29 protein-coding genes and 1 tRNA gene are annotated in these 25834 nt (G+C 62.2%); 8 read left to right on the top strand and 22 right to left on the bottom strand.

Annotated elements, in window-relative coordinates; genetic code table 11:
* Positions 1 to 80: 80 nt before the first annotated feature.
* The 10 genes from J2X76_RS00775 to J2X76_RS00730 all read right to left on the bottom strand — a co-directional run bounded on the left by J2X76_RS00775 (position 81) and on the right by J2X76_RS00730 (position 7940).
* Positions 81 to 157 (bottom strand) — tRNA-Pro (locus tag J2X76_RS00775).
* 239 nt (positions 158 to 396) lie between these two features.
* Positions 397 to 1662 carry a flagellin gene (locus tag J2X76_RS00770; RefSeq protein WP_310212051.1) on the bottom strand — a complete coding sequence of 422 codons (1266 nt, stop codon included), beginning with the start codon at positions 1660 to 1662 and terminating at the stop codon, positions 397 to 399.
* 277 nt (positions 1663 to 1939) lie between these two features.
* Positions 1940 to 2263, bottom strand: a complete 324-nt coding sequence (locus tag J2X76_RS00765) for a hypothetical protein (RefSeq protein WP_310212048.1) — start codon at positions 2261 to 2263, stop codon at positions 1940 to 1942.
* A 178-nt stretch (positions 2264 to 2441) separates the two neighbouring features.
* A complete protein-coding gene (locus J2X76_RS00760; protein WP_113130326.1) occupies positions 2442 to 2630 on the bottom strand; it encodes a hypothetical protein in 189 nt (62 codons plus the stop codon).
* 104 nt (positions 2631 to 2734) lie between these two features.
* The gene (locus J2X76_RS00755; protein ID WP_310212045.1) at positions 2735 to 2884 is read right to left on the bottom strand and encodes a hypothetical protein; all 150 of its coding nucleotides are present in this window, start codon (positions 2882 to 2884) and stop codon (positions 2735 to 2737) included.
* A 75-nt stretch (positions 2885 to 2959) separates the two neighbouring features.
* The gene (locus tag J2X76_RS00750) at positions 2960 to 3253 is read right to left on the bottom strand and encodes a helix-turn-helix transcriptional regulator (protein ID WP_113130325.1); all 294 of its coding nucleotides are present in this window, start codon (positions 3251 to 3253) and stop codon (positions 2960 to 2962) included.
* A gap of 31 nt (positions 3254 to 3284) precedes the next feature.
* Positions 3285 to 4556 (bottom strand): O-antigen ligase family protein, encoded by a 1272-nt coding sequence (locus tag J2X76_RS00745; protein WP_310212042.1) that lies wholly within the window; start codon positions 4554 to 4556, stop codon positions 3285 to 3287.
* On the bottom strand, positions 4553 to 6106 hold the full coding sequence (locus tag J2X76_RS00740; protein WP_310212039.1) for an undecaprenyl-phosphate glucose phosphotransferase: 1554 nt from the start codon (positions 6104 to 6106) through the stop codon (positions 4553 to 4555). Before J2X76_RS00740 ends, J2X76_RS00745 begins: the two co-directional genes overlap by 4 nt.
* A gap of 81 nt (positions 6107 to 6187) precedes the next feature.
* On the bottom strand, positions 6188 to 7348 hold the full coding sequence (locus J2X76_RS00735; RefSeq protein WP_310212037.1) for a glycosyltransferase family 4 protein: 1161 nt from the start codon (positions 7346 to 7348) through the stop codon (positions 6188 to 6190).
* Between the two features lie 7 nt (positions 7349 to 7355).
* Positions 7356 to 7940: a polysaccharide biosynthesis/export family protein gene (locus J2X76_RS00730; protein ID WP_310212034.1), complete on the bottom strand. Its 585-nt coding sequence runs from the start codon at positions 7938 to 7940 to the stop codon at positions 7356 to 7358.
* 188 nt (positions 7941 to 8128) lie between these two features.
* Here J2X76_RS00730 and J2X76_RS00725 point away from each other — a divergent pair, with 188 nt between their 5' ends.
* Complete coding sequence (locus J2X76_RS00725) at positions 8129 to 10357, top strand: exopolysaccharide transport family protein (RefSeq protein ID WP_310212031.1); 2229 nt, start codon at positions 8129 to 8131, stop codon at positions 10355 to 10357.
* A 4-nt stretch (positions 10358 to 10361) separates the two neighbouring features.
* Here J2X76_RS00725 and J2X76_RS00720 read toward each other — a convergent pair whose 3' ends face one another.
* Together J2X76_RS00720 and J2X76_RS00715 are read right to left on the bottom strand one after the other, a co-directional pair.
* Positions 10362 to 11609, bottom strand: coding sequence for a GNAT family N-acetyltransferase (locus J2X76_RS00720; protein ID WP_310212029.1), 1248 nt, complete (start codon positions 11607 to 11609; stop codon positions 10362 to 10364).
* A 119-nt stretch (positions 11610 to 11728) separates the two neighbouring features.
* Complete coding sequence (locus J2X76_RS00715) at positions 11729 to 11941, bottom strand: DUF2842 domain-containing protein (protein ID WP_113130318.1); 213 nt, start codon at positions 11939 to 11941, stop codon at positions 11729 to 11731.
* 142 nt (positions 11942 to 12083) lie between these two features.
* On the opposite strand from J2X76_RS00715, the gene J2X76_RS00710 reads away from it, so the two are divergent.
* Together J2X76_RS00710 and J2X76_RS00705 are read left to right on the top strand one after the other, a co-directional pair.
* A complete protein-coding gene (locus tag J2X76_RS00710; RefSeq protein ID WP_310212023.1) occupies positions 12084 to 13205 on the top strand; it encodes a COX15/CtaA family protein in 1122 nt (373 codons plus the stop codon).
* Between the two features lie 20 nt (positions 13206 to 13225).
* Positions 13226 to 13576, top strand: coding sequence for a DoxX family protein (locus J2X76_RS00705; RefSeq protein WP_310212020.1), 351 nt, complete (start codon positions 13226 to 13228; stop codon positions 13574 to 13576).
* On the opposite strand, the gene J2X76_RS00700 is transcribed toward J2X76_RS00705, so the two are convergent.
* From J2X76_RS00700 to J2X76_RS00685, 4 genes are all read right to left on the bottom strand, one after another.
* Complete coding sequence (locus J2X76_RS00700; RefSeq protein ID WP_310212017.1) at positions 13573 to 14424, bottom strand: aminoglycoside phosphotransferase family protein; 852 nt, start codon at positions 14422 to 14424, stop codon at positions 13573 to 13575. The two genes, J2X76_RS00705 and J2X76_RS00700, sit on opposite strands and share 4 nt — an antisense overlap.
* Positions 14424 to 15356 carry an N-acetyl-gamma-glutamyl-phosphate reductase gene (argC, locus tag J2X76_RS00695; protein ID WP_113130314.1) on the bottom strand — a complete coding sequence of 311 codons (933 nt, stop codon included), beginning with the start codon at positions 15354 to 15356 and terminating at the stop codon, positions 14424 to 14426. Before argC ends, J2X76_RS00700 begins: the two co-directional genes overlap by 1 nt.
* Positions 15357 to 15421: 65 nt before the next feature.
* On the bottom strand, positions 15422 to 16381 hold the full coding sequence (speB, locus tag J2X76_RS00690; protein ID WP_310212012.1) for an agmatinase: 960 nt from the start codon (positions 16379 to 16381) through the stop codon (positions 15422 to 15424).
* Positions 16382 to 16464: 83 nt separating this feature from the next.
* Positions 16465 to 17256 (bottom strand): phenylalanine 4-monooxygenase, encoded by a 792-nt coding sequence (locus J2X76_RS00685; RefSeq protein WP_310212009.1) that lies wholly within the window; start codon positions 17254 to 17256, stop codon positions 16465 to 16467.
* A 151-nt stretch (positions 17257 to 17407) separates the two neighbouring features.
* On the opposite strand from J2X76_RS00685, the gene J2X76_RS00680 reads away from it, so the two are divergent.
* Positions 17408 to 17869 (top strand): Lrp/AsnC family transcriptional regulator, encoded by a 462-nt coding sequence (locus tag J2X76_RS00680; RefSeq protein WP_038541909.1) that lies wholly within the window; start codon positions 17408 to 17410, stop codon positions 17867 to 17869.
* Between the two features lie 78 nt (positions 17870 to 17947).
* Here the strand turns inward: J2X76_RS00680 and rpsI are convergent, their stop codons facing one another.
* The 3 genes from rpsI to J2X76_RS00665 all read right to left on the bottom strand — a co-directional run bounded on the left by rpsI (position 17948) and on the right by J2X76_RS00665 (position 20049).
* Positions 17948 to 18415 carry a 30S ribosomal protein S9 gene (rpsI, locus tag J2X76_RS00675; protein ID WP_113130311.1) on the bottom strand — a complete coding sequence of 156 codons (468 nt, stop codon included), beginning with the start codon at positions 18413 to 18415 and terminating at the stop codon, positions 17948 to 17950.
* A gap of 2 nt (positions 18416 to 18417) precedes the next feature.
* Complete coding sequence (rplM, locus tag J2X76_RS00670) at positions 18418 to 18882, bottom strand: 50S ribosomal protein L13 (RefSeq protein ID WP_113130310.1); 465 nt, start codon at positions 18880 to 18882, stop codon at positions 18418 to 18420.
* Positions 18883 to 19698: 816 nt separating this feature from the next.
* Complete coding sequence (locus tag J2X76_RS00665) at positions 19699 to 20049, bottom strand: hypothetical protein (protein WP_310212002.1); 351 nt, start codon at positions 20047 to 20049, stop codon at positions 19699 to 19701.
* An 87-nt stretch (positions 20050 to 20136) separates the two neighbouring features.
* Here J2X76_RS00665 and J2X76_RS00660 point away from each other — a divergent pair, with 87 nt between their 5' ends.
* A complete protein-coding gene (locus J2X76_RS00660) occupies positions 20137 to 20565 on the top strand; it encodes a CoA-binding protein (protein WP_113130308.1) in 429 nt (142 codons plus the stop codon).
* A 36-nt stretch (positions 20566 to 20601) separates the two neighbouring features.
* Here the strand turns inward: J2X76_RS00660 and J2X76_RS00655 are convergent, their stop codons facing one another.
* Positions 20602 to 21027 (bottom strand): DUF6455 family protein, encoded by a 426-nt coding sequence (locus J2X76_RS00655; protein ID WP_113284431.1) that lies wholly within the window; start codon positions 21025 to 21027, stop codon positions 20602 to 20604.
* 125 nt (positions 21028 to 21152) lie between these two features.
* On the opposite strand from J2X76_RS00655, the gene J2X76_RS00650 reads away from it, so the two are divergent.
* Together J2X76_RS00650 and J2X76_RS00645 are read left to right on the top strand one after the other, a co-directional pair.
* A complete protein-coding gene (locus J2X76_RS00650) occupies positions 21153 to 22436 on the top strand; it encodes an O-acetylhomoserine aminocarboxypropyltransferase (RefSeq protein WP_310211995.1) in 1284 nt (427 codons plus the stop codon).
* Between the two features lie 76 nt (positions 22437 to 22512).
* Entirely contained in the window at positions 22513 to 22857 is a 345-nt protein-coding gene (locus J2X76_RS00645) for a cupin domain-containing protein (protein ID WP_310211993.1), read from the top strand.
* A 72-nt stretch (positions 22858 to 22929) separates the two neighbouring features.
* Here J2X76_RS00645 and J2X76_RS00640 read toward each other — a convergent pair whose 3' ends face one another.
* On the bottom strand, positions 22930 to 23436 hold the full coding sequence (locus tag J2X76_RS00640) for a MarR family winged helix-turn-helix transcriptional regulator (protein WP_310211991.1): 507 nt from the start codon (positions 23434 to 23436) through the stop codon (positions 22930 to 22932).
* A gap of 183 nt (positions 23437 to 23619) precedes the next feature.
* Between J2X76_RS00640 and J2X76_RS00635 the strand changes: the two genes are divergently transcribed.
* On the top strand, positions 23620 to 24429 hold the full coding sequence (locus tag J2X76_RS00635) for an SDR family oxidoreductase (protein WP_310211988.1): 810 nt from the start codon (positions 23620 to 23622) through the stop codon (positions 24427 to 24429).
* Between the two features lie 98 nt (positions 24430 to 24527).
* On the opposite strand, the gene J2X76_RS00630 is transcribed toward J2X76_RS00635, so the two are convergent.
* Complete coding sequence (locus J2X76_RS00630) at positions 24528 to 25775, bottom strand: cytochrome P450 (RefSeq protein ID WP_310211985.1); 1248 nt, start codon at positions 25773 to 25775, stop codon at positions 24528 to 24530.
* Positions 25776 to 25834 lie beyond the last annotated feature (59 nt).

Genomic DNA, 25834 nt, shown 5'->3' with positions numbered 1-25834 from the left:
GGGGTGGGTCAACCGCGTCGGAAAAGTCCCGGTTGCTGCAAAAGGCTTTTGATCTGACTGAGATTTCAAGGGGATTTAATTGGTCGGGGCGGCCGGATTTGAACCGACGACCCCTTGACCCCCAGTCAAGTGCGCTACCGGGCTGCGCTACGCCCCGACCTGCTCGATGAGCATGTTTTCCCTAGTCGCTCCGCTTTCGCGGCGCAAGCTCAAAATCCTTCCATCGGAAGAAAAAGAGAACGGCCGCCGCAAGAATATGTGCAATGGCGCAGAAACATCCCCGTCTCGCGCGGGATGTGGAGTGGGAAAATAAAAAAAGGCCGCGTCCGAATTCGGACCCGGCCTTTCTTGAGGTCAATGGCGCGGTCAGCCCCCGCGCCATTTCTCCTGGTTCGATTAGCGGAACAGCGACAGGATGTTCTGCGAGTCGGAGTTGGCGATCGACAGCGACTGGATGGCCAGCTGCTGCTGGGTCTGCAGTGCCTTGAGCCTGGTCGACTCTTCGTTCATGTCCGCATCCACCAGTCGGCCGACGCCCTTGTCGATCGAGTCGGTGAGCTTGGAGACGAAGTCGGTCTGCATTTCGAGACGCTTCGAGACTGCGCCGAGCTTGGCAGCGCCGCTGCTCATCAGTTCCAGCTGGCCATCGACGAACGATGTCAGTGCCGCCATGATGTCCTCATCGCTGGCTTTGGTCCCGAGACCGAGATAGCTGACGCCGCTGGAGTCGCGGTAGTCTCCGAGCTTGGTGATGTCGAGGTCGGAAACCGAGATGTCCGTGCCGTACTTGATACCGGCAGTCGCCGTTGCACCAGCCGAGAAGTCATAACCCTTGGTGGTGTAGACCGCGTCGATGTAGGCGCCGCCGACCTTGATCATGTAGGTGCCGTTGGAGCCCGAAGAGTAGACGCCGTTGGTGTCGCCCTTCATGAACACGCCGCCGCCGATGTCCTTCCAGACAGCGTTGGTGGCGTAGTAGCCGGACGTGTTGACCTTGCCGAAATATTGCTTCTGGTTGGTCGTGCCGTCGTCGTAGTTGATGGCGCGGAAACCGTTGAGAGCGTTGCTGTCGAGAAGACCGCCGTGACCGCCGGAAAGGTCGAACAGAACGTTGGTTTCGTCGAGGACCACGTTGATGGTCTTGACCGTCACGCTTCCGTCCGCATCGCGGATGAACGAACCAACGAGCTGCTTGGTGATTTCGGTGCCGGCCTGGATGACACCGGTCGTGGCGTTCTGGGTGCCGCCGATTTCGGCCTGGAGCCAGTTTTCGCCGGAGAACGAAGCGGAAGAAGCGATGCTCTTCAGCTGGCTCTGCAGCTGGGTGATTTCTTCCTGGACCTTGGACTTGTCGACGCCCGGCTCGGAAGCTGCAACCAGCTTGTTCTTGATTTCGGTGACGACGTCGATGGCCGATTCCATCGCGGAATAGGCAGTGTCGACCTTTGCGGCGCCGAGGCCGAGAGCGTCCTGGACTGCGGAAAGAGCGCCGTTGTCGGAACGCATGGTGGTCGCGATCGACCAGTAAGCGGCGTTGTCGGAAGCGGTGCCGACACGCAGACCGGAGGAAACGCGGCTCTGCGTCGATTCCATGTCGTTGGCGATACCGCGAAGGGTCTGGAGCGCAGACATAGCTGCAATGTTGGTGAGAATGCTGGTCATTGAGGTGCCCCTTGAATGGCTGATGATTGGAAGGGACATTCCGGGCTGATTTACCGGCACGGCGGTCCGGCGTCATGCCACTCGGTTTCTTCAATCTGAAGGAACACCAAATCCGTCGTACGGGGGCAAATCTGGCCTCAACTCCTTGCCAATTCATTTACGGTAAATATGAAAATTAACAATTGCCCTTAATTTGCTGCATCTGCGCTGAAACGCTCCACGTCAAAAAAAGCCCCGCCGGGGCGGAGCTTTCGGTAGTCGGGGAGGTGGCGACAGATCAGATTTCCGGACAGCCGCGGCGGTTGGCGAAAGTGATGCGATCCGGCCCATTACGGGTAAACCCTTCGACGGTGACGCTGCGGCTGGTCACCCGCACGACCTGGGCATCGCGAAAACCTTCGTCGCGGGCGGCGGCTCGCGCTTCGCCCGGGCTGCAGCCCCGACGGTCATAGTCGCGGTCCCGGTCACGGATCACCGGCCGCGGGCCATCCGGGCCCAGGCGAAGTTCGATATCCTGTGCGGAAGCGGGAGTTGAGAAGGCGCCGATCGCGCCGAGCGAGAGGGCAATGGCAAGCCCGGTATTCGAAATCAGTCTTATCATGGTTATCCTCCTTCTGCGCAGCGGTTCCACCGCCTGGCGCCAATGGTCACGGAAGACCAACTAAAAGAGGGAGGTAAAGGTTCCTGCGGGAAGGAGTTGCCGGTAAACGCAAGCTTTCAATTGCCTGGAACCTCGCGGCTTGCAGCAAGCGCGGAAATGCACGGTCTCGGCCCTTACTTTACCGGAAGCGCGGAGCACGGCTCGCATTCATGAGTAATTCGTGTTGCGACGCGAATGGCCCGAGAAGCTTCAGAAGACGGGTTTCCTCTTCGCGGTCGAGACGGTAACGCTTGGCGAATTCGGCGACACTCCAGACTTTCTTGAAGCCTTTACTGTCAACTTCGTCCGGATTCATACGCGTGGTCATAACTATCCCCTTTTATTGCTTATCTGAACCTTCACTCGCATGCTGAATTTTCTTCCAGGCAAGTCTGAGCTTTTATCGTTAACAATGTATCCTCTAACTAACCCTCAGTTTTCTTGGACTTTTATACCATTCTGCCCGATGCTGAGTTCGATGCCCTTCGGCTTGCTTTCTTCCCGATAGACATAAAAACCGAGGCCGATGACGACCACGATCAATGCACCGATGATGAGGTAGAGATTGTTGGTCCGTGCCATACGCAGCCCCCTGCATGTTGTCTAAGCGGAGGAGAAACGCGTTAGAACTCAAAGAGTTCCCGCGGTGCAACGATTTCAGTCGTCGTTTGTGGCATTCAGATTCTGAGGGCGGATTCCCTCGTCATGAAACTGGTGGCGCAGCCGGAGCCCTGGGCCGGCACCTGCGTCGTCTTCGCCGGCGCCCAGAAAAAGCACCCCCTTCGACTCGAAGATCGAACGCAGCCGGTCGGTGATCTCGGCGTTTGCGAAGACCTGTGAGGCTTCGGCCTCTTCTATCGCGGATTTCGAGATCCCTGAGGCGGCGGAAAGTTCGTCCACCGTCATTCCGGTCATGGCGCGCGCGGCGCGGAGTTGGGAAACCGTCAGCATGAAAGAAAAACTGGAGCGCGGAGACTTAAAGTCAAGCCGCTCCGGTGGCGGGCGCCGAAGATCTCCGCTGCGAGCGGACGAAGCGGTGTTCCAGCGCCATGCAGCCCCAGACGATGCCGAGCAGCAGGTAGAAATGCCGCCAATGGTCGGTGTCGATGACGTTGCCGATGATCGCGTGACCGAGGATCATCACCCATGCGATCATCAGATAGGCCTGCCAGGGCCGTTCGCGCAGCATGTAGCGGAAACCGAACCACAGCGTCGACCAGATCATGATCTGGTAGGTAACCGCGCCGAGCCAGCCATAGGTGGTCAGCGTCTTCAGCCAGATATTGTGCTCGTCCTCCCCGAAGATCTTGCCGAAGGCCATTGGGCCGAGCCCGAGCGGCCGCTCCATGGCCATCAGGAAGCCGATCTTGTGGCGCTCGAAGCGGCCGAGACGGGCGCCGTCATATTCCTGCACCAGCTTGGCGCGGTTGGTGAAGAGGTCGGAAACCTGCGGGAACTGCAGCGCGATCGCCAGCGCCAGCACGAGGAAGATCGCAGCCCCGCCCGCGATCGCCAGGATCTTGAACCGAAAGGCGGTGGTGCGCTCCTTGAGCAGCATGACGATGACCAGCGCGATGCCGGCAAATATCAGCAGACCCCAGGCGGCGCGCGAGAAGGAGAGGAAGATGCCGAGCGCCAGGACGAGGATGCCGCCGATCAGCATCGGAGCCCTGACCAGCGGCCCGGTCAGCAGCCGGTAGAGAAGGTAGAGGAGGGGGGCGACGAGATAGGGACCGAAGACGTTCGGATCCTGAAAGGCGCCCATGGCGCGATTGTAGCGGGTAAAAACATGCGAGCCCGGAAAGGCGTTGAAATAGCCGAGAATACCGAGCAGCGAGGTGATGATCGCCGCCGCTACCCAGGCCTTGAAGATCAGGTTCAGGCGCCGGTGGTCGTCCTCGATGATTGCCGCATAGAAGACCGCGCTCAGCGCCAGAAAGCCCGAGACGGCGAAATACATCGGCGCCTCGCTCATGTTCTTCATGATCAGCATGGTGAACAGGCCGCCGATATTGAAGGTCAGCATCATGACCAGCAAAGGCGCGACGGTGCGCGATATCCTGAGCCCCAGCAGGAACCAGATGGCGATCTGCACCACCATGATCAGTTCGTAGGGGGCCGGTTCCGAGATGACGAAGCCCGACAGGAAGACGCCGAAGGCGACGAGGCCGCTGCCGGCGAGCCTCAGCGCCGCAAGCCGGCTGTCGAAATGGTGAGGATGGCCTCCGGGGCGGCTATAGTCGAGCGTGCTCAATAGGCGTTGTCCGTGTTGAGCAGCCGGATCGGCGTCAGGAACAGGATCTTCAGGTCGAAGAGCAGCGACCAGTTCTCGATATAGTCGAGGTCGTAGGCGGTGCGGGCGCGGATCTTCTCGTCGCTGTCGAGTTCGCCGCGCAACCCGTTGATCTGCGCCCAGCCGGTGACGCCGGGCTTGACGCGGTGACGGGCGAAATAGCTCTCGACGACGTCGACATATTTGCGGGTTCCCGTCTGGGCGAGCACCGCATGCGGGCGCGGGCCGACCAGCGAAAGCTGGCCGCGCAGCACGTTGAACAGCTGCGGCAGTTCGTCGATCGAGGACTTGCGCAGGAAACGCCCAACGGGAGTGACGCGGGGATCCCCTTTGGTGACGGCCTTGACCGCGGTCTGGTCGCTGAGGTTCGTGTACATCGAGCGGAACTTCAGGACGTCGATGATCTCGTTGTTGAAACCGTGGCGCTTCTGGCGGAACAGGATCGGCCCCTTGGAGGTCGCCTTCACCGCAATTGCAGCGGCAAGCATGATCGGCCAGGTCAGCAGGATTCCGACCACCGAGAAGACGATGTCGAAGACGCGCTTCGCCACCGAATCCCAGTCGCGGATCGGCTTGTCGAAAATGTCGAACATCGGCACGGCGCCCACATGCGAATAGGAGCGCGGGCGGAAGCGCAGGCGGTTGGCATGGGCGGCGAGCCGGATATCGACCGGCAGCACCCAGAGCTTGCGCAGGAGCTGCAGGATGCGGGCCTCGGCCGTGGCCGGCAGCGCGATGATCAGCATGTCGATGCGGGCGAGACGGGCGAATTCGATCAGTTCCGCGAAGGTGCCAAGCTTCGGATAGCCGGCGACGACGGTCGGCGAGCGCTCGCTGTTGCGGTCGTCGAATATGCCGCAGATGCGGATATCGTTGTCGGGCTGCTGTTCCAGCTGGCGCACGAGCTGCTTGGCCGGTTCGCCGCCGCCGACGATGATGGCGCGGCGTTCCATCACGCCGTTGCGTCCCCAGTGGCGGATGGCGTAGGCGGTGAGCTGCCGTTCGAGGAAGAGGAAGGCGGCACCGGTGACGAGCCAGGCGCAAAGGCCGGCAAACGGATAGGGGCTGGGTTCGACGAGGTAGAGCGTCGACGCCGTCAGCACGAAACCGATCGCCCAGCAGACGAAAACGCGCCGGGCGGTGCGCTGCGCGCCGCGCAGCGACGGGATCTGGTAGGTGTCGGCCACCTGCAGAAGCAGAACGGTGAGTGTCGAGCCCCAGGCGACGAGGGCGAAACGGGCGAAAAAGCCGGTGAGGTCGATCGGCGAGAAAAATGCGCCGATGACGAGGCCGATCGCAAGCAGCGCCAGAAGCTCGAACAGCCGGAACAGGCCGATCAGCATCGCCGGCGAATAGCTGTCGTCGCGGAATTGTTCGGCGATCTGGCGGGCAAACGGATTGAGCACGGTGGCATTGGCCGGATCGTGCTTTTCGTCGGCTGCACGGAGTTCCGAAACCTTCTTGCGAAGGCTTTCGACATCGAACTGCTCGGACTTGTTCGGCTGGTTCATGGACCGATCCCTTTGGCCTCCCAGGCCCGTCGGCGCAGGAAGATATGGAAACGGCTTAGCAAAAAGAGGTGAAGGAAGCCTTTAGCCGCGGGCCGAATCGGCCCGTGAACCTGTCAGATCCTGATACAGTCCGAGCATTTCCTGGGCCATGACAGAGGCGGAAAACACCGCCTTGAATGCGTCCGGCTTTGGCATGACCGCGTCCTGCCAGCCGGGCGTGGTGAACGCCTCGGTCATGACGCGGGCGAGATCCTCGGCATCGCCGGGCGTCGCAAGCGCCGCACTTGTATCGCCGAGCACTTCCGGAATGCCACCCACCCGGGAGGCGATCACCGGCTTGCCGGCCGCCAGGGCCTCGAGCACGATATAGGGCATGGCTTCGGCGCGGGAGGGAACGACGACGATCTTTGCCATGGCGAACGCCTCGCGGGCGGGCATGGCCGGCCTCATCTGGATACGGCGGCCAAGCCCGCGCTCGGCCATCATCGCCTGGTAGCGGTCGCGATCCGGGCCGTCACCGACCATCAGCGCCGAAAGCGGGCGGCCGACTACCCTTTCGGTCCGTGCGAAGGCGTCGATGAAGACATCCGGCCCCTTGAGGTCGCGCAGCATGCCGATATAGAGGAAATCCGGGGCCGATGGCTCGGTGCCGATCGTCTCGAACTCGGCATCCTTGATGCCGTTGTAGATGACGCGGGAGACCTTGCGCGGCTTGCCGACCTTGGCCTCGTAGGTGCGCCGTTCGTATTCGCAGACGAACACCAGCGCGTCGCCGAAATGTTCCTGGAACCGTTCCAGCCGCAGCACGGCCTGGCCGGAAAGGCTCGACCGGCTGAAATGCAGGCTGCCGCCATGCGGCGAATAGAGGCGGGCTACGCGATACCTGTTGACCCGCAGGGCTGAGCCGATCAGCCGGGCAATGGCGCCACCCTTGGCGCCGTGCCCGTGCAAAATGTCCGGCTGCAAGCTCTTGATATGTTTATAACTCTTGTAGATCGCCACGAAATCGGAAGGGGCGATCGCACGCCGCATCGGAATGCGGGTGAGGCCGAGCGAAAGCTGCGGCCGGATGCTGTCGAAAAGGCGCTCCTCATGCGCTCCGCCGGTCGAGCTGTCGCACAGGATGCCGACCTCATGGCCGGCCGCCCGATGCTCTTCGACAAGGTCGCGTACGTGGCGAAAAATCCCGCCGACGGGCGACCTGAAGCAGTGGAGTATCCGCAAGGGAGGGCTCTCAGCCATGGACCGGTCAGAACAGCCGCTCGCGGACATAGATGGTGTCGCCGGCAAGCACCGTGGAAGAGATGACGGTGCGGCCGGTCAGCACCTGGCCGTTGATCTTGCGGGTGACGTCGATGTCGCGCTGGTTGCCGCGGGAGGTGAAGCCGCCGGCGATCGCGATCGCGTTCTGGGCGGTCATGCCGGGCACGTAGGAATATTGCCCCGGCCGGCCGACTTCGCCCATCACGAAGATGGGACGGTAGCGGTCGATCTCGGCGGTGACATCCGGATCGCGCAGATAACCCTGCTTGAGGCGCGAGGCGATCGAGCCTTCGAGCGCCGGCAGCGTCTGGCCGCGCGCCGCCACCTGGCCGATCAGCGGGAAGGCGATGTAGCCGGCCTGGTCGACCGTATAGGTATTGGTGAGGCCCGGCTGTTCGAAGACGGCGACGCGAATACGGTCGCCGCTGTCGAGCCTGTAGGGCTGGATGGTCGCTTCCTGAAAGCTCTTCGGAGCGGGCGCATAGCTGGTGCAGCCGGCAAGCGCAGCCGCCGCAAGGGCGAGCGCCGCCACGTGTTTGGCCACCACGCGTTTGAAGGGGGCGAAGGACATTTCCGCGTTCCAGGCTCCGGCTGTTCATACCATCTGTCCGCCGTTATCGATCCGTTAGGGTTAATGCCCGGTAAAGAGGTCGGGCATTTCGAGATTTTCTTGGAGCTTTAACGGCTGTACTTGGCCATTAACTCTCGCGTTACCATGATCCTTTACTCTTCGCGCAAACCGATCAGTTGGAGCGTATCATGTCAGGCGTAAACGGTGGCAATCAGGACGTGGATATCGACCTCGGGCGGGTGATCTCGGCGATCTGGGAACGCAAGGGCAGGATCCTGGGCGCGACGATCGTCGCAGCCGCCGTCGCGCTGGTCGGCACCAGTCTGATGAAGCCCAGCTACAAGAGCGAGACGCGGATGCTGATCGAATCCCGCTCGCCGAACCTCTCCGGAGGGGACGCGGCCGCACAGGCCAACGACCCGCTGCTGGACTCGCTCAACATCACCAGCCAGGCGCAGCTGCTGCAGTCGACCGATCTCATCAAGCGTGTCGCCCGCGACCTCAACCTCGCCAAACTGAAGGAATTCGATCCGGCCGCGCAGTCCTTCCTGCCAGATCCGCTGGTCCTGATCGGGCTCAAGCAGGATCCGATGAAACTCGACCCGGAAGACCGGGTGATCCAGGAATTCCGCGACAAGCTGAATGTCTACGCGGTCGAGAATTCGCGCGTCATCGCCATCGAGTTTTCCTCGCGCGATCCGAAGCTTGCGGCCGAGATCCCGAACCGGATGGCGGAGGCTTACCTCAAGATCCAGAGCGGCGCCAAGCTCGACACCCATTCCGAGACGGCCAAGTGGCTGGAGCCGGAAATCGCCAGCCTGACCCAGAAGGTCAAGGAGGCCGAAAAGAAGGTGGCAGACTACCGGTCCTCCAACGGCCTGTTCCAGACCACCGAGACCAACAGTTTCTCGACCCAGCAGCTCAACGACATTTCGACCGAGCTCGCCCGTATCCGCGGCGAGCGGGCAAATGCCGAGGCGCGCGCCGAAAACGTCCGGGCGGCTTTGAAGGCCGGTCGCGCCTCCGATACGCTGAGCGACGTCGTCGGTTCCCAGGTCATTCAGCGTCTGAAGGAAGCCGAAGCCAACCTGCAGGCCCAGATTTCCGACTCCTCGACCTCGCTGCTCGAAGGCCATCCGCGGCTCAAGGGCCTGCGCGGCCAGCTTGCCGGCATCCGCCAGCAGATCGAGAGCGAGACCAAGAAGATCCTCGCGAGCCTCGACAACGAGGCCGAGATGTCGCGCATCCGCGAACGCCAGCTGATGGGCCAGCTCAACGGTTTGAAGGCGGATTCCGCCAAGGCGGGGGAAGAGGAAGTGGGCCTGCGCGCCCTTGAACGCGAGGCCGCCGCCCAGCGCCAGCTGCTGGAAACCTATCTTGCCCGCTACCGCGAGGCGAGCTCCCGCCTCGAGGGCAATTCGAGCCCGGCCGACGCCCGCGTCGTCTCGAAAGCGGTCGAACCGTCCGAGCCTTATTTCCCGAAGATCATCCCGATTGTCATCGTCGTCTCGCTCGCCACCTTCATCTTCGGTTGCCTGATCGTCATCGTCATCGAACTCTTCTCCGGCCGCGCGCTGCGTCCGTCGGGTGTTCGCGATGACGAGGAGGACATCGCGCTGGAACCGGCGGCACCGGCACCCGTTGCGGCCGCGCCGCTGCCGGTCCACCAGATGCAGGCCGAGGCCGCCCGTTTCGACCGGCCGGAGCCGCCCCGCGAAAACCCCAAGCACGCCGCCGCACTCGCCTATGCCAAGATCGCCGAACAGTCGCTCTCCGAGAGGGAGAGCGAAGAAGAGGATGTCGCCCCGGAGGCCGAGGATCGAGGCTTTACGATCGACTCCGTTGCACACTACCTGCAGCGGCACGATGTCCCCGTCGCGATCGGCATCTCGCCGGGCGGCGACAAGGGCTCGACCGCGACCGTCATTCTCGCCCGCGAGCTTGCCGAGCGCGGCCGCACCGTCGTGCTGGTCGACATGACCGGTTCGGCCACTCCGACGGAGCTGATGGCGGAAAATCCGAAACTTCCGGGCATTACCGACCTTCTTTGCGGCGAAACCGCCTTCGGCGACGCGATCCATCCGGACCGGCTTTCCGACGCGCATATCATTCCGCACGGCGCTTCGGATCCCGCCCGCGCCATGCGCGGCGCCGACCGCCTGTCGATGATCATAGATGCGCTGGCCGATGCCTATGACCTGGTGCTGATCGAATGCGGCCCGGCCGAGATCGCCGGCATCTCGCGCCTGACGCGCAACGCGATGGCAGAGATCGTCCTGTCCGTTCCGGGCTTCAGGGATGAGGAAGTCGCCGACCTGGTGACGGATTTCGAAGCGGCCGGCTACAGCAACCTGCTGGTGATGACGGAAACCGGCGACCGGCGTTCGCCGCGCCCGGGCAAGCGCCGCGCCGCCTGATGGATCACTCCGCGTCGGAGGCGGGAGCTTCCGGCGCTTTCGGGCAGCGGCCGGACCGCCAGCGCTGCGCCATTGCATAGAGATGCGGATTGCGCTTGATCGCCGCCTTCGCCCTGGTCACCCCGATCAGCAGCGGCCGCATCAGCGAACCCTTCCAGGTCAGCGGGATCAGCATATCGTGCTGCACCGTTTCCTGGGTGCACCAGTTGCGCTTGTAGGGCTGGTCGCCGACGCCGAAATCGAACACCGAGGCGCCCTCCCGGCAGGACTGCTCGATCATCAGCCAGAACAGCAATTCGCCGGGGCTCGCCTCCGGGCAGATCGTCTCGTCGATCGAGCTGAACTGGCAGATGACATGATCGCCCTTGCGCGACAGGCCGGCAATCGCCGCGATATGCCCATCGTGCTCGCCGCGCAGGCGGATCGCATGCAGCGTCAGCGGCGTATCGGTTCCTTTGGCCGGGACGTCCATGAGGTGGTGGAAGAAATCCTGGATGCCTGGCAATTGGAAGACATCCGGCAGGCCGAACAGCCTCAGCCGCTCGCCTTTCTGGCGGAAGAAGATATCGAGCAGGGCGTGTTTTTCGGCCGGATCGGCGGGGGCGATATGATCGTAGCCGCCGATCGCCTCGATCTTGCGGCTCTGGGAACGGAACTTCTTGCGGCGGCTCTTGGCGTTCAGCTGCGCGAGCGTCGCCTCGAAATTCTGGAAGAGCGGCAGCTGGAAGGAGTGGTTCTGGTTCTCGATCGAGGCAAGGCCCGACAGCGGATGCTGCATGCCGCGCCAGATGAGCGGGATATTGTCGAGGACGACCAGGTCCGCCGTATCCGAAAGCGCGAGCCTCAAGGCATAAGAAAAATTCTGCAGTTCTTCGGCATCGGGTGCGGCGAGATCGGCATCGAAGAGGCCGGTATTGAGGTTGTTGAACCGGTTGCCGAGCAGGCGGGCGATCCGGGCGCGGCGTTCCGACACGATTTCCAGCGGCAGGATGAAAAGTGTCCGGTCGCCGGCGACGCCTTGAACGATCGCCAGTTCGCTGTGATGCGCCTCAGTCCAGGCCCCGCACCAGTCGAAACCCTGATGCAGGGAGTTCTTGGCCAGGCTTTCGAGGCGCCGCCATTCGGCTTCCACGGAGCGCAGGTCGTTGGTCGAAACGAGAGTGAGTTCGCAGAACCGGATCGTCCGATCATCGGCTCGGGTGACGACCACGTCCTCGAACTGCTCTTCCTGCTGGATTTTCCGCTGCTGCATGGCTTTGCCCGCTGATGCCGTTTGGCCGGCAACATAGGGGGAGGGCACCAAAAATCGGTTTACCGTCGGGTTTGAGCCCTGAGAAACCGTCGCCGCTGGTTAATTGCCGGTAAAACCGGTCACGGTTTGGGCTTGGGTCCGGCCATCCATTTGATGATCGCCATGGCCGGCAGGATCCAGAGGAGGCCGCTGATCAGGAAATAGAGGAAATGCACCCACCAGGGCGAGGTGGCGAGCAGCAGCATCGCGAAGGTCGTGGCGGCAAGCGCGTAGACGATCACCAGAATGATGATCAGGATCGTGCCGATGAAACTTCTCAAACGCGGAACCAAGACGTCTTCTCCTATCCGCGACCGCATGCCGCAAAGCGCCGGGGCTTGTTTTGCATGGGTTGATGGGGCAAAGCAACGCGAAATGCTGAACGATGCCTGCCACGTGCCGCGTCCTTTTGGCTTGAACGACAGGAGCATACCCATGTCGGCAACCGATGCTGTGATCATCGATGTCCTGAACCACACCAGGCGCCGCGAGCGCGACCGCAAGGCGGTGCGCATCTGGCTCGGCGTCGTCGTCTTCACGCTGTTCTGTCTGGTCCTGGTCGGCGGCGCGACGCGTCTTACCGATTCCGGCCTGTCGATCACCGAATGGAAGCCGATCCACGGTGTCATTCCGCCGCTGTCGGCCGTGGAGTGGGACGAGGAGTTCCGCCTCTACCAGCGCATTCCCCAATATCAGCAGATCAACAAGGACATGACGGTCGACGAGTTCAAGTCGATCTTCTGGTGGGAATGGGCGCACCGTTTCCTCGCTCGCTCGATCGGCATGGTCTTCGCCCTGCCGCTGATCTTCTTCTGGCTCACCGGCCGCATCGAAAAGCGCCTGCGCGGCCCGCTGGTCGGCCTGCTGGCGCTCGGCGGTTTCCAGGGCTTCATCGGCTGGTGGATGGTGTCGTCCGGCCTCACCAAGCTGGTCAGCGTCTCGCAATACCGGCTTGCCACCCATCTGGTCATCGCCTGTCTGATCTTTGCCGCCTGCATCTGGATCATGCGGGGGCTTTCGCCGCACAGCCGCGATCTTCCGCCGACGGCAAGATCCAAATGGGCGGCCGGCGGCATTGCCTTCCTCGTCCTCTTCCAGATCTATCTCGGCGCGCTGGTGGCGGGGCTCGATGCCGGCCTCTCCTACAACACCTGGCCGCTGATGGATGGCGCCCTTGTTCCGGCCGATCTCTTCGTCCGGCAGCCCTGGTGGATCAACCTGTTCGAGAACCCGAAGACGGTGCAGTTCGTGCATCGCTGCGGCGCCTATGTTCTGTGGGCCGCCACCCTCGCGCACATGATCGTCTCGCTTCGGCTGGCGCCGGGCTCCACCCATGCCCGCCGCTCCGTCCTGCTGTTCGGGCTGGTGACGGTTCAGGCGATCGTCGGCATCTCGACGCTCGTCATGCAGGTGCCGCTCGATCTGGCGCTGACGCATCAGGCCGTCGCGCTGATCGTGCTCGGTTTCGCCGTCGCCCACTGGCGCGGCTTCGTCGGCGAATATCCGCCGGAGACTGCGATCGTCACGCGGAGCTCGCAATTCTCGTCGCAAGGCTGATCTTCGGCGGCCTGTTCGTGATGGCGACGACGTTCAAGTTTCTCGACATGCCGGCGACGGCAGCATTCATTTCAGGCGCCGGATTTCCGTTTCCGCTGTTCCTCGCCTGGGTCGCGGCGATCTTCGAGGTGGGACTGGCCCTCGCATTCCTGACCGGCGCGTTCTTCTCGGAGGCCGCTTTGCTCGCCGGCGCCTATGTCATCTTCCTGGCTTTCGCCTTCCACGGCCCGAGCCATTGGCAAGCCAATCAGGCGGAGTTCGGCTTCTTCGTCGATCACTTCACCTTCCTCGCCGGCCTGCTGTTTGCCGCCGTGCATGGACCGGGCGAGAAGCTCGCCATCCATCTGGGTTTGAAGCGGACGTTCGCCTAAGCCTGTCTCAGCACATCGCGGACCGCGGCGACGACCGCAAGCTCGTCGTCGCGATCCTTCGCATTGCCGTCTTCGTCATGCCATGCGGCCGACAGGCAGCCATAGGCGAACGCATAACGCAGGATGGTGCGGACGTCCCGCCCCAGCGTTTCGGCGAACACGCCGGCCATCGACGCGATGCGCGCCTCGTTGCGCGTCAGGTCGAAGCGGTCGAGCGGATTGGAAAACATGTTGGCGACGTCGAGCGCCGCATCGCCGATCAGGCCGGCCGGGTCGATGATCAGCCAGCCGCGCGGGCCGAACATGATGTTTTCGTGGTGCAGGTCGCCATGCAGCGGCTTGATCTCCCGCTGGTCGGCGATCAGCGTTTCCGCCAGCGCTGCCGCCTCGATGAACGGGCTGACGACGTTGTCTCGGCGATCCGCGTCGGCCTTCTCGAACAGGCTTTTGAAATAGCGGGAAAGCGGCATCAGGCTTGTGGGCGCCGGTGCGTCCGAAGGGCGATGATACTCCGTCAGCACCTCGGCCGCGATCCTGGTCGCTTCTTGGTCTCCATGGGAAACAAGGTGATCCCGGAGCGTCACCTTGCCCGCATGCTCCATCAAGAGCAGATTGCCTGAACGCGCGATCAGCCGCACGCAGCCGGCGCCGTCGCGCCAGGCGAGGAAATCGGCGCCACGAAAACTGTCTTCCAAAGCCTTGGGTTTCAGAACCTTGACGATATCGGTTTCGCCGCCGGCACGCGTCACTTCAAGGACGGTGCCGACGACCGTATCGGCGATCTGCCTGGCGGTTTCGATCCGCCATTCGCCGGGCAGGGAAACTGGAAGGGAAATGCTCTCCGCCATCAGGCCGAAAGCATCAGGTCCATGTTCTGGACGGCGGCACCCGAGGCGCCCTTGCCGAGATTGTCGAGCAGGGCGACGAGATTGACATGTGCGCCGCCCGGTGTGCCGAACACGAAGAGCTTCATCCTGTCCGTATCGACCAGCTCTTCCGCATCGACGCGCGGCAGCGCCTTGCTCTCTTCGAGCGGCACGACGGTAACGATGTCCTGCCCGGAATAATGCTCGACCAGCACCTTGTGGATGCCTTCGATCGTCGCATCGCCCTTCAGATCTTCGAGGAAGAGCGGCACCTGCACGATCATGCCCTGGGGGAAGCGCCCGACCGACGGCGAGAAGAGCGGCGCGCGGTCGAGCTGGCCGTGGATCTTCATCTCCGGCACGTGCTTGTGCTTGAGCGGCAGGCCGTAGAGGAAATTGTTGGCCGAGATCGCGTCTTCCCTGGACGGATCTTCCATCTGGCCGATCATCTGCTTGCCGCCGCCGGTATAACCGGAGACGGCGTTGACCGTGACCGGATAACCGTCGGGCAGGATGCCGGCGGCGCGCAGCGGCCGGATGATGCCGATCGCGCCGGTCGGGTAGCAGCCCGGATTGGCGACGTGCCGGGAGGCCTTGATCTTGTCGGCCTGGGCCTTGTCCATTTCCGCAAAGCCATAGGCCCAGGACGGATCGACGCGGAACGCGGTCGAGGTGTCGATCACTCGCACCTTGTTATTGCCGGCAAGCATGGTGACGGCTTCCCGCGACGCATCGTCGGGCAGGCAGAGGATGGCGATATCGGCACTGTTCAGGAGATCCTCGCGCATGGCGGCGTTGCGCCGCTCCGCTTCCGGGATCGACAGCAGGTCGACGTCGCGGCGGCCGGCCATGCGGGTGCGGATCTGCAGTCCCGTAGTGCCGTGTTCGCCGTCGATGAAGATTTTCGCTGTCATGGTCATTATCCTGTTAGATCAGTGCCTTGGATTGAGAGCCGGATTCAGTTTACCAGCAAGTTGATTCAGAAATTTAACGCAGCCGCGCGTCGCTCCGCGCGGAGCCCGAGCATATACATCGCAACCGTCGCCCCCGCAATGGCGGTAATATCCGCATGGTCGTAGGCCGGCGCCACTTCGACCACGTCGGCGCCGCGGATATCGAGGGCCCCGAGCTTTCGTAAGGCCGACAGGATCTTCGCGCTCGAAGGCCCGCCGGCGACCGGCGTGCCGGTGCCCGGCGCGAAGGCCGGATCGAGGCAGTCGATATCGAAGGTGAGGTAGGTCGGCGTTTCGCCGACGTGATCGAGGATCGTCTTTGCGATTTCGGCCGCACTCATCTCCTCGATCTCATGGCCATAGAGAAGGCGGATACCGAAATCTTCCGGCGCATGGGTGCGGATGCCGACCTGGGTCGACCGGGCGGGATCGATGATGCCGGCGCGCACCGCCCGTGCCACGAAGGAACCGTGATCGATGCGTCCCTCGTCGTCCAGCCAGGTGTCCTGATGGGCGTCGAACTGGACGAGCGCCATCGGCCCGTGCTTGGCCGCATGGGCTTTGAGGAGCGGCCAGGTGACATAGTGGTCGCCGCCGAGCGTCAGCAGGAAGGCGCCGCTGTCGAGAATGACATTCGCCTGGGCCTCGATCGCATCAGGCGTCTTCTGGTGGTTGCCGTAGTCGATGAGGCAGTCGCCGTAATCGATGACGGCCATTTCGGCGAAGAGATCGCGCTCAAACGGGTATTGCGGATCGTTGTCGAAGATCGCCGAGGCCCGCCGGATCGCCTGCGGCCCGAACCGCGCGCCCGGCCGGTTGGAGGTCGCGGCATCGAAGGGAATGCCCCAGACAACCGTATCGGTACCCGCCAGATCCTTGGTGAAGCGGCGGCGCATGAACGACAGCGCGCCCGCAAAGGTCGGATCCGATGCGGCCGAGGTCAGGTTCCCTGCCGTGAAGGCATGGTCGATGGTCTTGTTTGCCATGGCGTCCCTCCATCCTTGAGTGGCGGGACGTTGGACAATAAGGCCAGGCAAGGCAAGCCCGGACGGGAGAGAATTCCGCGCGTTCAGGAAGCCTTGGCTTCGAATACCGGCGGAAAATCCCCGAGCGCCTTTGCCTCCCTGATGCGGGCGCCGATATCCTCCTCGATGATCGATTCCAGCTGCGCAAAACTGTCGATGACATAATAGATCGGCTGGACGATATCGATGCGGTAGGGGGTTCGAAGCACCGTCATCAGGTCGAAGGGCCGGAATTCGGCTTGCGTGCCTTCCATCGCCGCCCGGGTCTCGTTGGGCGATGAGACGATGCCGGCGCCGAAGCAGCGTCGCCCCTGCGGCGTCTCGATCAGGCCGAATTCGACGGTGAACCAGAAGATCCGGAACAGGTGCCAGGAATATTCCTTCCCGAGCCCGACGGCTTTCTCGCCGAAGCGGCGCACGAAATTGGCGTAGCTCTGGTTGGTCAGGAGAGGGCAGTGGCCGAACACTTCGTGAAAAATGTCCGGCTCCTCGATATAGTCGATATGCTCGCGGCGGCGGATGAACGTCGCCAGCGGAAACTTGCCTTGCGAAAGCAGCTCGTAAAAGCGCGATGGCGGAATGAGGGCCGGGACGCCTTCCACGCCGAAGCCGGTGGTCTCGTTGAGGCGCCGGTCGACATCGCCAAGCTGGGGGACCTTGTCCGGCTTCAGCCCGAGCGCCTTGATGCCGTCCAGATATTCCCGGCAGGCCTTGTCGGCCAAAAGCGTCATCTGGCGCTGGTAGAGCTCGCTCCAGATCCGGTCCTCTTCGCTCGTATAGCGATAGATGCCATCCGCATCCGGCAGGTTTGCCGTATAGGTGCTTTGCTTGCTCATCAGCGGCCTCCCGTTTCGTGATCGAGTGAGCCGGGGGCTTCAGCCACCGGCTGCCAGTTCACCATCATATCTCGGAAAACGCGGGCAATCCTTTCAGTTTTGCCGAAGTGAGCGTAAATATTGGGAGGATAATTCGGGAGGAGGCTTCATCATGAAAGAAAATCTGCAGGCCGCTCGCAAGCTTCTGCAGCTCGTGCAGACCGGCGACGGTTCATCGCTCGCCGAACTGGCCGAGAAAGCCGGCATGTCGCAGAGCACCGCCTGGCGCAAGATCCAGGAACTGGAGGCCGAAGGCGTCATCCGCAAGCGGGTGGCACTTCTCGATCCGGCAAAGCTCGACCTGAAACTCTGCATCGTCGCGCATGTGACGCTCGAGGACCATCACGAGGAGGCGATCGAAGCCTTTGCCACGGTCGTGCGCGACCGGCCGGAAATCATGGAATGTTATGCGCTGTCGGGAACCTTCGATTACATGCTGAAGATCCGGGCGCGCGATGTCGAAGCCTATGAGGCTTTCATGACCCGCCACCTGATGCGCAACCCGCATGTGCGCAATGTCGTCTCCAGCTTCGTGCTGCGCGAACTGAAATCGACGACAGAACTGCCGATCTGAGTCGAAAGCGGGCAATGCCCACAAACGAAAAAGGCGGAGCCGAAGCCCCGCCTTTCGTAAAGTCCAAATCCGGAGCGGTTAACGCTTGGAGAACTGGAAGGAGCGGCGGGCCTTGGCCTTACCGTACTTCTTACGCTCGACGACGCGGCTGTCGCGGGTCAGGAAGCCACCCTTCTTGAGCACGCCGCGAAGGCCCGGCTCGAAATAGGTGAGGGCCTTGGAAACGCCGTGACGAACGGCGCCGGCCTGACCGGAGAGACCGCCACCGGTGACGGTCGCGACGATGTCGAACTGGCCGGTGCGGGCAGCGGCGATGACCGGCTGCTGCAGGATCATCTGCAGGACCGGGCGGGCGAAGTAAGCGGAGAAGTCACGGCCGTTGACCGTGATCTTGCCGGTGCCGGCCTTGACCCAGACGCGGGCGACAGCGTTCTTGCGCTTGCCGGTCGCGTAGGAGCGGCCGAGGCTGTCGACCTTGCGGACGTGAACCGGAGCGGCAGCTTCGGAAGCCGGCGCGAGGTCCTTCAGGGAGGAAAGATCGGCCATTATCAGGCGCTCCTTACGTTCTTCTTGTTGAGCGATGCGACGTCGAGAGCGACGGGCTGCTGTGCTTCATGGGGATGGTTGGAACCGGCATAAACGCGCAGGTTCTTCATCTGGCGACGGCCGAGGGGACCACGGGGAACCATGCGCTCGACAGCCTTCTCGATGACGCGCTCCGGAAAACGGCCTTCGATGATCTGGCGCGCGGTACGCTCCTTGATGCCACCCGGATAACCGGTGTGCCAGTAATAGGTCTTGTCGGAATACTTCTTGCCGGTGAGGACGCACTTTTCCGCGTTGATGATGATGACATTGTCGCCATCATCAACGTGCGGGGTGAAGGTGGCCTTGTGCTTGCCGCGGAGACGGTTGGCGACGATGGTGGCGAGGCGACCGACAACGAGGCCTTCGGCATCGATGATCACCCACTTCTTCTCCACCTCGGCAGGCTTCTGAACGAAGGTTGACATGTTCTGAACTCTTTCTTCTGGGACCCGTAACACCCGAAAACTTCGGCTGCAGGGCGTTTCTTGTTGCTTGGATTGCCGCTCACGAAGATCGGCAAAAAAAGAAAGCGGGCCAAAAGGTCCGCGATCTGCGGCGGCTTATATCGAGAGGGGCCAGAAGCGTCAAGGTGACGGTTTTGCGAGGTTGAAAAATATATATAGTAAAATCAATGGCTTGCATATGTGGTTTTATAATACCACATTTTTCTGCGTGAAATAGCCGGTGACTCATCGAAATCACCGCCTCCTCCCGCCGCAACCGTCAAGCCAAGCCCTTCGGTCGCGGTGCACGGCAAAGGCGTCAATCGCCTGCCGATGGGAAAGAAAACCCATGCGATGCCGGCGAGCCCGATTCTGCCGGACGGTCGATCCACGATCGCAAAGACTGCCGGATGCTTTGAAAAAACCGGCCGACCTTAAGGTTGCCAACTGCGCCACCCATCGTGCCTATCGCTCGTTCGATCTATATCCTGAGTTGTGTAAATCGGACGAAGGCGATTTGGGGCCAGCTGACGGAGTTTCTCGTTTTTGGACGATTTTATGTGGATTCCGGCAGTCAGGATAGCTGTTATCTGCTCAGGTTTCCGCAAGAAACGTTGGGGACGGCGAAACCTGACAAATGTTCAGTGAAACAAGTTTGCCTACTCAAATCTAGTAGCATTTTCTAATTCAACCATAAGATGGTGCTAATATGTACGTGTACGAAGATCGAATATTTGGCGAACGTTTTGGGAACTTCGGCGGCGAGGCGTGCCGCGGCTTTTTTTGATCAGAAATGGGCTAGAATCTCAGGCAGCCTGCCTGGAGAGGAAAACAATCTTCCGGGTCGGGCCGTCTCTTGCAGGCGAGAACCGGGCAGCTCGGTGTGTCTGCCGTCGGCACAGTTGCCCGGTCGGCGAACTCGTGTGCGTCGCAAGAGCCGCTGCCGATGACATAGCGGTCGTAAAGCGTCATTCCCGGCTTGTTGCGGGAGGGATAACGCAGGATCACCGCACCCTCGCGGCCGATGGCCCGCTGCACGGCGGCGCAGGACATTCGGGTGGAATTGTAGCGCGATATCGCAGCCGCCGGCTCGGGCCAGAGGAGGGGGCCGGAAGCGATGATCGCAAGGCCGAAGAGAAATTTTTTCATGATCCTCATCCCTTTCGACGAGACGCGGACTTACATAGCGCAGAAGCACCGCGCCGCCAGAGGCGCGCCAATACCGGAGCAGCCGTCATGAACCACGACCGTTACGAAAACGCCTACATCGCCGATATCCTGAAGAATACCAGGACGATTGCGCTGCTCGGAGCTTCCCCGAATCCCGACAGGCCGAGCAACCGGGTCATGGGGTTCCTCATCTCCAGGGGCTACACGGTGTTTCCGGTCAATCCCGGGCAGGCCGGCAAGCAGATCCTCGGCCAGACGGTCTACAGGACGCTGGCGGACGTGCCGCAGCCGGTCGACATGGTCGACGTTTTTCGCGCCGCGGAATATCTGGACGGCGTCGTCGACGAGGCTATCGCGCTTGAAACGAAGCCGAAGGTGATCTGGGGCCAGCTCAGCGTCCGCGACGACAAGGCCGCCGAAAAGGCCGAAGCCGCCGGCATCAAGGTCGTCATGGATCGCTGCCCGGCGATCGAATATCCCCGCCTGGTCGCCTGACCCCCGACGGCGCGTCCCGATCGGGCGGGCGGCTCGTTATTTGGCGAGCGTTTGCAGCCGGCTGCGCATCTCGTCGAGCCGCTCGGCATTGCCGCAATAGCTCGCGAAGTCGGCGGCGGCGCTGCCGTCGGCAAGTTCGCGCCGACAGCGGGTCTTCTCGCCGCAATGGACGCAGGTGACGTGCATGTCGCGGAATTCCGCCGGTTCCTCCAGCCTTGCTTCGTCCGGGTCGATGTTCAGCAGCTTCATCAGCGCCAGCATCTCGTCGGCGGCGTGCGGGCCTTTGGCGATGAGTTCGCGCAGTTCCTGCTCCGACAGGGCATTGTCTTGCGCCAGAAGCTTGACCGTCTCGTCGTCGAGGCTGGCGAGAAGCTTCGCCTCGTTGATCGCCGTCCAGGTGGCGGAACACCAGCGCTTCAGCCTGTTGGTGAGATTTTCCGGATTGGGGATCGTGTTGTCCATCGTAAACTCCTCTCTATTTCCTCAGGACAATAGGTTCCGGAGAACGATATTCCTTGATCGCGATCAATCGCCGGGGTCTGTTGGGGCGCTATCAACCGGGCGCCATTTCAAGGGGAGGGACTAAAATGCCGACACTCAATCCGGGCTTTTCGACACTGGCGGTGCATGCGGGCGCGCAGCCGGATCCGACCACCGGGGCGCGGGTGACGCCGATCTACCAGACGACATCCTTCGTCTTCAACGACGCGGACCATGCCGCGGCTCTTTTCGGGCTGCAGCAGTTCGGCAATATCTATACCCGCATCATGAATCCCACCCAGGCGGTGCTGGAGGAGCGGGTGGCGGCCCTCGAAGGGGGTACCGCGGCGCTTGCCGTCGCCTCCGGCCACGCGGCGCAGATGCTTGTCTTCCATACGATCATGCAGCCGGGCGACAATTTCATCGCGGCACGAAAGCTCTATGGGGGATCGATCAACCAGTTCGGCAACGCGTTCAGAAATTTCGACTGGCAGGTGCGCTGGGCCGATACGGACGATCCGGCGAGCTTCGAGGCCGGCATAGACGAGCGCACCCGCGCCATCTTCATCGAGAGCCTTGCCAATCCCGCCGGCACGTTCGTGGATATCGCGGCGATCGCCGAGGTGGCGCAGCGGCACGGCATTCCGCTGATCGTCGACAACACGATGGCGAGCCCCTATCTCGTCCGGCCGCTCGAACATGGCGCCGACATCGTCATCCATTCGCTGACCAAGTTCATGGGCGGGCACGGCAATTCCATGGGCGGCGTGATCGTCGACGGAGGCACCTTCAACTGGTCGAAATCGGGCAGTTATCCGATGCTGTCGGAACCGCGTGGCGAATATGGCGGCGTCGTCCTGCATCAGGCCTTCGGCAATATCGGCTTTGCCATCGCCTGCCGGGTATTGGGCTTGCGCGACATGGGGGCTGCGATTTCGCCCTTCAACGCCTTCATGATCCTGACCGGTATCGAAACCCTGCCGCTCCGGATGCAGAAACACTGCGACAACGCGGCAACCGTCGCCGGATGGCTGAAGGCGCATCCGAAGGTCGCCTGGGTCAGCTATGCCGGTCTGGAGGATGATCCCAACCACGTCCTGCAGAAGCGGTATTCGCCGAAGGGCGCCGGGTCGGTCTTCACCTTCGGGGTGGTGGGCGGCTACGAGGCGGGCAAGACGCTGGTCGAAAGCCTGCAGCTCTTCTCCCATCTCGCCAATATCGGCGATACCCGCTCGCTCGTCATCCATCCCGCCTCGACGACCCACCGGCAGCTCACCGAGGAACAGCAGGTCGCCGCCGGCGCCGGGCCGGACGTGGTGCGGCTGTCGATCGGCATAGAGGATGTCGCCGATATCATCGCCGATCTCGACCAGGCCTTGTCGAAGATGTGATAAGCAATGACGGCTTCGGCGCCAGGCGCCGGAGCCGTCGATCCTCCCGATCGATCATGAAAGAGAGCGTCAAACAATGAGCGCCTGGACCAAATTCGACCTCTCTTCCGCGACGCCGGAGGAGGGCGCCCCGGCACCGGACCGGGTGCTCTCCGGCAATCCCGTGTTCCGCACCTGGAATTTCGAGGAAGCCGAGGGCGGGCTCTATGCCGGCATATGGGAAGCGACGCCCGGCAAATGGCGGATCGCGTATGAGGAATGGGAATATTTCCACATCCTCTCCGGCCATTCGATCGTCACCGAAGAGGGCGGCGATCCGGTCCACCTGAAAGCCGGCGACAGCATGGTCCTCAGACCCGGCTTCAAGGGAACGTGGGAAGTCGTTGAAACGACTCGCAAGGATTATGTGATCAGGGTTTGAGGGGTGAGGGCAGGAACGTAGTCGCGGCCTGCCGCGGCGGCACTGCTCCTTCGCTCGCCAGCGACGCCCATTTCAGTCGTTCCCGTTGAATGCTCTGGCGAATTCATCCGAAGAGATGAATGCCAGCGTGCGCCGCAGTTCCTGCGACCTTTCCTTCCCGAATGCCTTGTCGAAACGGTCCTGTGCCACCTGCCAGCGGGCGGTGAGGTCGCGCTGTATGGCCGTGCCGGCTTCCGTCAGGCGCACGCGCTTGGCGCGGCGGTCCTGTGCGTCGGGTACCAGTTCCACCAGTTCGTCCCGGATCAGCGGCTTCAAAGTATGGCCGAGCGCGGAAAGGTCCATCACCATGGCATCGGCGAGGGTTTTCAATGTCGGCTCATTGGATCTGGCGATCTGCGATATCAGCGAGAACTGCGTTCCCTTGAGGTTGCTATCGCCCATCGCATCCTCATAGAGCTGGCCGAGATGCCGCGAGGCGCGGCGCACCGCGCTGTTGCTGCAGTGAAGCCAGATGCCGTCTTGGTTCTGCCCTTGGCCGTTCAGCCCCTGCTTGTTCAGCGTGTCGTCGTCGTCCGTCATGTCTCGTTCCGATCCTGTCGCGGAACAATGCCCACTTTTGTCCGGCTCTTCCACTGCGATGAAAAATTTGCGGCCGGCCCTTGCAGCTTCAAATCGTGCCTTTCATATATGGTGGCATATACCAGTAAATTCCAGATGCCGGACCGCCGGCGGGAATCCAGCCAAAACCGAAGGAGATGGACGATGAGCAATAATTCGAAACTCGGAACCGCACTCGTGACCGGCGCATCGTCGGGTATCGGCGCGACCTATGCGGAAAAGCTTGCAAAGCGCGGCTACGACCTGGTTCTCGTCGCCCGTGACGCGGATCGCCTGAAAGCGCTCGCCGCCCGGCTGTCGAGCGAACATGGCATCAAGGCGGATGTACTGCGCGCAGACCTCAGCCAGCGGGCCGATGTTCTGGCCGTCGACAGGCGCCTGCGCTACGACGGTTCGATCACGCTCTTCGTCAACAACGCCGGCATCGGCCCGAAGGGTTCGTTGCTGAAGGCCGATCCCGATTATCTCGACCAGATGGTCGACCTCAACGTCACCGCGGCCAACCGCCTCGCTGTCGCCGCCGCCCAGGTCTTCGCCGCCCGCGGCAAGGGCGCCATCGTCAATACGGCCTCTGCCGTCGCCCTCGCTCCGGACCTCTTCAGCGGGACCTATGCGGCCAGCAAGGCTTTCGTGCTGGCGCTGACGGAGGCGCTTCATTCCGAGTTGAAGGACACCGGCGTCAGGATCCAGGCGGTTCTGCCCGGTTTTACCCGCACCGAGATCTTCGATCGCGTCGGCGGCTCCATGGACAATCTCGACCCGAACAGCGTCATGGAAGCGAGCGATCTCGTCGATGCGGCACTCGCCGGTCTCGACCGCGGCGAACTCGTCACCATGCCGTCGCTTGCCGATACGCAGCTTTATGAGACCTACGCGTCCGCCCGGCTCGGCTTGCGCCCCTACCTGTCGCTCAGCAAGCCCGCGGCCCGCTACGGAGTTGGCGCCACGGCTTGATGGCGAAAAGCGGGATATGCGACTGCGGGCGCGTCCGCAGTCGCGTAAGTCATCGGCGTTTCCTTTGCCGCGTTGACGCGCAGCCAGGGAGCCGATCGTCACCAGGCCAGATCCAGCCGCTCCAGCCCGTGGAAATGGTAGACGTCCTTCACCACCGGCGGTGCGGCGACCCGTATCTCCGGCAGCCGCCGGAAAAGGATCGGCAGCACGGTATTGAGTTCCAGCCTTGCGAGCGGCGCACCGATACAGAAATGGATGCCGGCGCCGAAGGAGAGGTTGGCGGCTTCCTGCCGTTCGGGCCTGAACGCTAGCGGATCGGAAAATCGCTTCGGATCGAGATTGGCGGCCGCGAGGATGAGGCTCACCTTGTCGCCGCGCTTGAAATTGAGCCCGTCGATCTCGACGTCCTCGAGCGCCCAGCGCTGGAAGATATGAACCGGCGCGCAGATGCGCAGGGTTTCCTCGACCGTCCGTTCGGTCGCCGCCTCGTCGCGAAAAAGCTCCGTGACCGGTAGCCCGCTCTCCAGGATAACCCGTACCGAATTGCCGATCTGGTGCACGGTCGCCTCGTGGCCGGCATTGAGCAGCACGATGGTCGTCGAAACCAGTTCGTCGTCGCTGAGATACTGGCCCCTGTGCTCGGTATGGATCATGTGGGTCAGGAGATCTTCGCGTGGCTTCCGGCGCCGCTCGGCGATCAAGCCTTTGACGTATTCGGAAAATTCCCTGGCCGCGTGGTCGGCGGCATGTTCGTCCTGCTCCGTCCGCTTGAACATGTACATGCCGACATAGGCATGCGACCATTCGAGAAGCTGCGGCCCCATCTCGTCCGGAATGCCGATCATCCTGGCGATCATCGTCACCGGAATGATGTCGGCGAAGGAGGCGAGCAGTTCCGTCTCGCCTTCGGTTTCGAACCCGTCGATCAGCTTTTCCGCAAGCTGCGCGATCTCCGGCCTCAGCTTTTCGATATGGCGCGAGACGAAGGCGCGGTTGACGAGCGTGCGAAGCCGCGTGTGCTCCGGCGGCTCGAGTTCCAGCAGCGAATATCGCTCGGCGAGATCGAAGTTTTGAAGATGCGGTGCCGGCGCCGGCAGGCCCAGGTCCTCGCGGCTGGCGATATGCAGGATCTGCCGGCCGAAGCGCCGGTCGCGCAACAGCCCGTTCACATGGTCGTAGCCGGTGAAGAACCACTGCTTCTGTTCTTCCCAATAGAAGGTCGGGCAATGCTGGTGGAGGAGGGCATAGACGCGGTTCGGATCGCTGTAGAAGGCCGGATTGCGGCCATCCAGCGAGACGTGGCGGGTTTCCGGGTCGATACGGAGAAAATCGGGCAGAATGGTCATTCAGGAGACCTACCGGATTTCGAGGTCCCGGGAAAGAATGGGGAATTGACGCAATTCAG

The sequence above is a fragment of the Neorhizobium sp. 2083 genome, assembly GCF_031455615.1.
Taxonomy (GTDB): Bacteria; Pseudomonadota; Alphaproteobacteria; order Rhizobiales; family Rhizobiaceae; genus Neorhizobium.
Note: the sequence above shows the minus strand (reverse complement) of the source record. Positions and strands in the feature narration are given on the sequence as shown.

What these genes read in the sequence shown, in the direction of transcription:
- J2X76_RS00770 (WP_310212051.1), bottom strand. Translation starts at nt 1,662, where the DNA reads ATGACCAGCATTCTCACCAACATTGCAGCTATGTCTGCGCTCCAGACC.
- J2X76_RS00765 (WP_310212048.1), bottom strand. Translation starts at nt 2,263, where the DNA reads ATGATAAGACTGATTTCGAATACCGGGCTTGCCATTGCCCTCTCGCTC.
- J2X76_RS00760 (WP_113130326.1), bottom strand. Translation starts at nt 2,630, where the DNA reads ATGACCACGCGTATGAATCCGGACGAAGTTGACAGTAAAGGCTTCAAG.
- J2X76_RS00755 (WP_310212045.1), bottom strand. Translation starts at nt 2,884, where the DNA reads ATGGCACGGACCAACAATCTCTACCTCATCATCGGTGCATTGATCGTG.
- J2X76_RS00750 (WP_113130325.1), bottom strand. Translation starts at nt 3,253, where the DNA reads ATGCTGACGGTTTCCCAACTCCGCGCCGCGCGCGCCATGACCGGAATG.
- J2X76_RS00740 (WP_310212039.1), bottom strand. Translation starts at nt 6,106, where the DNA reads ATGAACCAGCCGAACAAGTCCGAGCAGTTCGATGTCGAAAGCCTTCGC.
- J2X76_RS00735 (WP_310212037.1), bottom strand. Translation starts at nt 7,348, where the DNA reads ATGGCTGAGAGCCCTCCCTTGCGGATACTCCACTGCTTCAGGTCGCCC.
- J2X76_RS00730 (WP_310212034.1), bottom strand. Translation starts at nt 7,940, where the DNA reads ATGTCCTTCGCCCCCTTCAAACGCGTGGTGGCCAAACACGTGGCGGCG.
- J2X76_RS00725 (WP_310212031.1), top strand. Translation starts at nt 8,129, where the DNA reads ATGTCAGGCGTAAACGGTGGCAATCAGGACGTGGATATCGACCTCGGG.
- J2X76_RS00720 (WP_310212029.1), bottom strand. Translation starts at nt 11,609, where the DNA reads ATGCAGCAGCGGAAAATCCAGCAGGAAGAGCAGTTCGAGGACGTGGTC.
- J2X76_RS00710 (WP_310212023.1), top strand. Translation starts at nt 12,084, where the DNA reads ATGTCGGCAACCGATGCTGTGATCATCGATGTCCTGAACCACACCAGG.
- J2X76_RS00705 (WP_310212020.1), top strand. Translation starts at nt 13,226, where the DNA reads ATGGCGACGACGTTCAAGTTTCTCGACATGCCGGCGACGGCAGCATTC.
- J2X76_RS00700 (WP_310212017.1), bottom strand. Translation starts at nt 14,424, where the DNA reads ATGGCGGAGAGCATTTCCCTTCCAGTTTCCCTGCCCGGCGAATGGCGG.
- argC (WP_113130314.1), bottom strand. Translation starts at nt 15,356, where the DNA reads ATGACAGCGAAAATCTTCATCGACGGCGAACACGGCACTACGGGACTG.
- speB (WP_310212012.1), bottom strand. Translation starts at nt 16,381, where the DNA reads ATGGCAAACAAGACCATCGACCATGCCTTCACGGCAGGGAACCTGACC.
- J2X76_RS00685 (WP_310212009.1), bottom strand. Translation starts at nt 17,256, where the DNA reads ATGAGCAAGCAAAGCACCTATACGGCAAACCTGCCGGATGCGGATGGC.
- J2X76_RS00680 (WP_038541909.1), top strand. Translation starts at nt 17,408, where the DNA reads ATGAAAGAAAATCTGCAGGCCGCTCGCAAGCTTCTGCAGCTCGTGCAG.
- rpsI (WP_113130311.1), bottom strand. Translation starts at nt 18,415, where the DNA reads ATGGCCGATCTTTCCTCCCTGAAGGACCTCGCGCCGGCTTCCGAAGCT.
- rplM (WP_113130310.1), bottom strand. Translation starts at nt 18,882, where the DNA reads ATGTCAACCTTCGTTCAGAAGCCTGCCGAGGTGGAGAAGAAGTGGGTG.
- J2X76_RS00665 (WP_310212002.1), bottom strand. Translation starts at nt 20,049, where the DNA reads ATGAAAAAATTTCTCTTCGGCCTTGCGATCATCGCTTCCGGCCCCCTC.
- J2X76_RS00660 (WP_113130308.1), top strand. Translation starts at nt 20,137, where the DNA reads ATGAACCACGACCGTTACGAAAACGCCTACATCGCCGATATCCTGAAG.
- J2X76_RS00655 (WP_113284431.1), bottom strand. Translation starts at nt 21,027, where the DNA reads ATGGACAACACGATCCCCAATCCGGAAAATCTCACCAACAGGCTGAAG.
- J2X76_RS00650 (WP_310211995.1), top strand. Translation starts at nt 21,153, where the DNA reads ATGCCGACACTCAATCCGGGCTTTTCGACACTGGCGGTGCATGCGGGC.
- J2X76_RS00645 (WP_310211993.1), top strand. Translation starts at nt 22,513, where the DNA reads ATGAGCGCCTGGACCAAATTCGACCTCTCTTCCGCGACGCCGGAGGAG.
- J2X76_RS00640 (WP_310211991.1), bottom strand. Translation starts at nt 23,436, where the DNA reads ATGACGGACGACGACGACACGCTGAACAAGCAGGGGCTGAACGGCCAA.
- J2X76_RS00635 (WP_310211988.1), top strand. Translation starts at nt 23,620, where the DNA reads ATGAGCAATAATTCGAAACTCGGAACCGCACTCGTGACCGGCGCATCG.
- J2X76_RS00630 (WP_310211985.1), bottom strand. Translation starts at nt 25,775, where the DNA reads ATGACCATTCTGCCCGATTTTCTCCGTATCGACCCGGAAACCCGCCAC.